This window comes from Planctomycetota bacterium (assembly GCA_038746835.1).
In the GTDB taxonomy this organism is placed as follows: Bacteria; Planctomycetota; Phycisphaerae; order Tepidisphaerales; family Tepidisphaeraceae; genus JBCDKH01.
Genome location: JBCDKH010000245.1, coordinates 1 through 4,492 on the forward strand (window position 1 = coordinate 1; position 4,492 = coordinate 4,492).

At 67.4% G+C, this 4,492-nt stretch carries 5 protein-coding genes; 3 read left to right on the plus strand and 2 right to left on the minus strand.

Going from position 1 to position 4,492, the window contains the following annotated elements; all coding sequences use genetic code 11:
• Positions 1 to 639, minus strand: a 639-nt coding sequence (locus tag AAGI46_15950) for an efflux RND transporter periplasmic adaptor subunit (protein ID MEM1013701.1), incomplete at its 3' end; no start/stop codon positions are given.
• On the opposite strand from AAGI46_15950, the gene AAGI46_15955 reads away from it, so the two are divergent.
• Genes AAGI46_15955 through AAGI46_15965 form a run of 3 tightly spaced genes read left to right on the plus strand, consistent with a single transcriptional unit; the run spans position 631 to position 3,884 of the window.
• Entirely contained in the window at positions 631 to 2,094 is a 1,464-nt protein-coding gene (locus AAGI46_15955; GenBank protein ID MEM1013702.1) for an efflux transporter outer membrane subunit, read from the plus strand. The two genes, AAGI46_15950 and AAGI46_15955, sit on opposite strands and share 9 nt — an antisense overlap.
• Positions 2,095 to 2,106: 12 nt before the next feature.
• Positions 2,107 to 3,315 carry a sodium/glutamate symporter gene (gene gltS / locus AAGI46_15960; GenBank protein ID MEM1013703.1) on the plus strand — a complete coding sequence of 403 codons (1,209 nt, stop codon included), beginning with the start codon at positions 2,107 to 2,109 and terminating at the stop codon, positions 3,313 to 3,315.
• A 29-nt stretch (positions 3,316 to 3,344) separates the two neighbouring features.
• Positions 3,345 to 3,884 (plus strand): hypothetical protein, encoded by a 540-nt coding sequence (locus tag AAGI46_15965; GenBank protein MEM1013704.1) that lies wholly within the window; start codon positions 3,345 to 3,347, stop codon positions 3,882 to 3,884.
• 23 nt (positions 3,885 to 3,907) lie between these two features.
• On the opposite strand, the gene AAGI46_15970 is transcribed toward AAGI46_15965, so the two are convergent.
• Complete coding sequence (locus tag AAGI46_15970; protein ID MEM1013705.1) at positions 3,908 to 4,300, minus strand: DoxX family protein; 393 nt, start codon at positions 4,298 to 4,300, stop codon at positions 3,908 to 3,910.
• Positions 4,301 to 4,492 lie beyond the last annotated feature (192 nt).

Sequence of the window (4,492 nt, forward strand, 5' to 3'; positions counted from 1 at the left end):
CCACACGTCGATCGTCGTGTCGTCGTAGATCGTGGCAAGCAGCGTCTGCCCGCCGGCACTGATGAGATCGCCTTCCTCGACGCTCGCCTTTTGAATCAGGCCGGCGCGAGGCGCTTTGATTTCGCTGTCGTCGACGTCGAGCTGCTTGATGGCCAGCTGCTTCTCGGCGACCTCGACGGCGGCCGCGGCGACCTCGGCCTGGGCTCTGGCTTCGTCCGCCTGAAGCTGCGTCACCGCGCCGTCGCGCGCCGACCGCTCGATCCGTGCGGCCGTCGCCTCGGCGAGGGCCTGCTGTGCCTTGGCACTTTCCAGCTGAGCAGCGGCGGCGTCGCGTGCGGCGATGAACGGCTGCTGATCGACCACGAACAACACATCGCCCTGCGAGACGGGACTGCCGTTGTCGAATCGAATCTCCTCCAGAATGCCGCCGACGCGGGCACGGATGTCCGACGAATCGGCCGCCTGCGTGCTGCCGGTGAACGTGGCATAGGTCGTGACGCTCCGCACGCTCGGCTGGGCGACGACGACCTCCGGCGGCGGCGGGGCTTCGAACTCGTTGGTGCCACAACTGATGCCAGCGAGCGACATCGTCGCTGCCAGCGACACTGCCGCTACCGTCTTTGCGAACCGATGGCCCATTCGAGCTTCCTTCTGCCGAACTTGACGAGTCGCCGTGCAACCCAGGTTGCGGCGGCCCTTGTTGTATCTGCCGCGGCAGCGGGCTGCAAAGTCGGACCCGACTACGAAGGCCCGCCCGTCGAAAACGTGGGCGTTCCCGACGAGTTTTCGGCAATCGACGACCCGACCTTCGTCCCCGGCGAGGCGGACCTGCGGGTTTGGTGGACGGTCTTTGACGACCCGATGCTCAGCGACATCATCGACGCCGTCGCCGAGAACAACCGCGACCTTCGCGTCGCCGTCGCCAAGGTGGGCGAGGCCCGGGCACGCATCAACATTGCCACGGCCGGCCGCAGCCCCAACGTCTCCCTTGGCGGAGGCTCTGCAGCGACGGGCAACACCGACACCGGCTTTGCAAGCGGCCTCACGAGCAGCCTGTCGGCCGAAGCCTCGTGGGAAGTCGACGTCTTCGGCCGCATCGCTCGGCAGATCGAATCGGCCGAGGCCGACTTCGCGGCGCCCGAGGCCGACCGGCGTGACGTGCAGGTCTCCCTCTTTGCCGAGGCCGCAGATCGCTACCTCTCTGTCCGTCGCCTGCAGGAACAGCTCCGCGTCGCCGAGGCGAACCTGGAGACGCAGAACGAGATCCTCGACCTCACCAGGATTCGCGAGCGCGACGGGTTGGCCTCGCGGCTCGATGTCGTCCGTGCCGAGCAGCAGGTCGCCAGCAATGAGGCCCAGCTGCCGCCGCTCAGGATCGACCTCAATCGCAACATCAACACGATCGCGCTGCTCGTCGGCGAGGCCCCGCAGAATCTGCCGTTCGACCTGGAGACGCCCCAGCCACTGCCCGTCCCGCCGGCGGAGATCGTCATCGGCATTCCGGCGGAGCTGCTGCGTCAACGCCCCGATGTCCGCGCGGCCGAGCGACGCCTCGCCGCCCAATCCGCACGCGTCGGCGTGGCAGTGTCGCAGCTCTATCCGCAGTTCGGTCTGGGCGGCTCGATCAACAGCGACCTCGCAGGCTCGCCGCTCGGCTTCAGCCTCGGCCCGAGCGTCCGCTGGACGCTCTTCGACGGCGGGGCCCTCGAAAGCCAGGTCGACGTGGCCGACGCCCAGCTCGAACAGGCGGCGCTGCGTTACGAGCAGACGGTCCTCCGCGCACTGGAAGAGGTCGAGTCCGCGATGACGGCGTTCATCGAACAGCGGCTTCGCCTCGAGGCCGTCGAGACGTCCGCCGCCAGTGCCCAGGAGGCCTACGACCTGGCGACGAGGCTCTACCGCGACGATCTGATCGACTTCCAGGCGTTGCTGAGCGTCGAGATGGAGCTGTCGACCGCCAACGCCCAGGTCGCCGAAGCCAGCGGCCTCTCGACGCAAAACCTCGTCGCCCTCTACAAAGCCCTCGGCGGCGGCTGGGACCCGGATCAGCTCGAAACCGCCGACACTGAAGACACCACTGACCAAGACGACTAGCCGCCGAGTGCCATGCAAGTTTCGAGCTTCATCGCGATCACCCTCGGGTTCGTTGTCTACTTCATCGGCGTCTTCCTCACACGCCGGATCAGCCTGCTGCGCGAGTTCAACATCCCAGAGCCCGTCAGCGGCGGCCTCTTCGCGGCGGTCATCACCGGGCTGGTCTACCTGCTGTTCGACACGCAGATCACCTTCGACCTTTCGGCGCGCGACGCGCTGCTGGTCGTCTTCTTCACGACCATCGGGCTCAACGCCCAGTTCGCCGACCTGATCCGCGGCGGGAAGCTCGTGCTGATCCTGCTCGGGCTGACGCTGGCGTTCATGATCATCCAGAGCGTCGTCGGCCTCGTCGGCGCGCAGCTCTTCGGACTGCCGCGACCCGTCGGCGTCCTGCTCGGCACGGCGAGCCTCATCGGCGGACACGGCACCGCCATCGCGTGGGGGCCGACGATTCAGGAACAGACCGGCTTCGAAGCCGCCGCCGAAATCGGCATCGCCGCCGCCACGCTCGGCCTCGTCGTCGCCAGCATCGTCGGCGGCCCGATCGCCAAGTTCCTCATCCAGCGCGACAAGCTCACCTCCGATCAGACCGATGCAGAGCCCGTCGTCGGCATCCCATCCACCACCGAGGACAACGCGACCGACAAGCTCGACCATGTGACGCTCATGCGCTGCATGCTGACCGTCCACATCGCGATCATCTTCGGCTACGTCGCACACGAAGCCATCACGGCCGCCGGCTTGAAGCTGCCGCTGTTCGTGCCGTGCCTGCTCGTCGGGATCGTCATGAGCAACACGCTCCCGACGCTCCTGCCGAGCTTGCGACCGATCTGGCCTAGCCGAACCAAGGCGATGGCCGTCTTGAGCGACTACGCGCTCAGCGTGTTCCTCTCGATGTCGCTAATGGCTCTGCAGCTCTGGACGCTCGCGGGTCTGGGCGTGCCGCTGCTGGGCATTCTGATCCTGCAGGTCGTCGCGGCCGTGGTGTTCATCATCTTCCTCGTCTACCGCCTGCTCGGCCGAAACTACACGGCCGCGGTGCTGAGCGCGGGCTACGCCGGCTTCAGCCTCGGCGCGACCCCGACCGCCATCGCCAACATGTCCGCCGTCGCCAAACGCTTCGGCCCGGCCCCGCTCGCGTTCATCCTCCTGCCACTCGTGAGCGCCTTCTTCGTCGACCTTGCCAACGCGGTGCTGATCCAGCTCTTCACGTCGATCTAGCGACGTCTTCAAGACTGCCACGACAAGCCATGTCCTGCTCCAAGCCGCTCATCGCGTTCCTGCTCGCACTTCTCGCAGCTGCCTGGCTGTCCGCACCGGTCGCCGCGCAGGACGCATCGGCCGTCGAGCCCGCCGTCGACGCCGAGGTCGGCAAGACGCTGCTCGACCGCCTCGCCGGCACGTGGAACCTCACCGCCACCCGCGCTAGCGGCGAGACCATCACCGGCCGCAACACGTACACGCCCACGCTGGCCGGCAACGCCCTGCACGTCACCACGTTCGTCACCAACCCCGACGGCACGACCTATCAGCGCTACGACCGCCTGATGTGGTTCGACGCCGCCACCGGCCACGTCCGCACCGTCGGCCTGAACAACGACCTCGACGTCCGCGAACAGACGTTTTCGATCTTCGGGAAAGACTCGTTCCGCCGCGGCTTCGACGACCCCTCTTCCCGCTCCCGCGAGACCTACGCCTTCGAATCCACCACCACCATTACCTGGCAAGTCGAAATCCCCACCGACGACGGCTGGACCGTCGCCGTCAGCGGCGTGTGGGAAAAGGAGTAGCCGCTGGACGAAGACGCCCGTCGTCAGAGGCGCAGCGGGGCGATCTCGCGGAGTTTGGGGAGTCGGAACCACAGGCCGAGCCACGCGATGACGCCGATGATCGGGGCGGCGAACCACGGCTCGCCGATCCGCAGACTCGCCGCAGTCGCCCCGCCCATGTACGCCGCCACGAGCACCCCGCCGACGACGGCCGTCTGCGGCACGAGGTAGAGCACCACGCACGCCGCCTCGATGATCGCGACCGTCAGCAGCAGGTCACTGCTCCAGCCCAGGCCCTCCCACTGCTCGACATACTCCGGGGGAGCAACGAACTTCCCGATCGCACTCGCCCCGAGCGCGAAGGCGGCCAGCCCGGTAAGCACCCACCCCGTCCGAAACGCCCCACGACCCGGCTTTGCGTTGGAAGCTGCGTTCATGCCTGCAGCGTAGCAGCGGGGCCGGGAGCGACCTCGGTGTCACCGTTCCATCCCTCCGAACCCGACACCCCCGACTGGGCCAGACCGCTCACCTGGGCCCAGATGCACGGCCACGCTGACATCGTCCGTTTGCTGAGCTGACTCCTCGTTCCTCGGCACCTAGCCCCGTGGGGGGCGCAACAATTGGTGGCC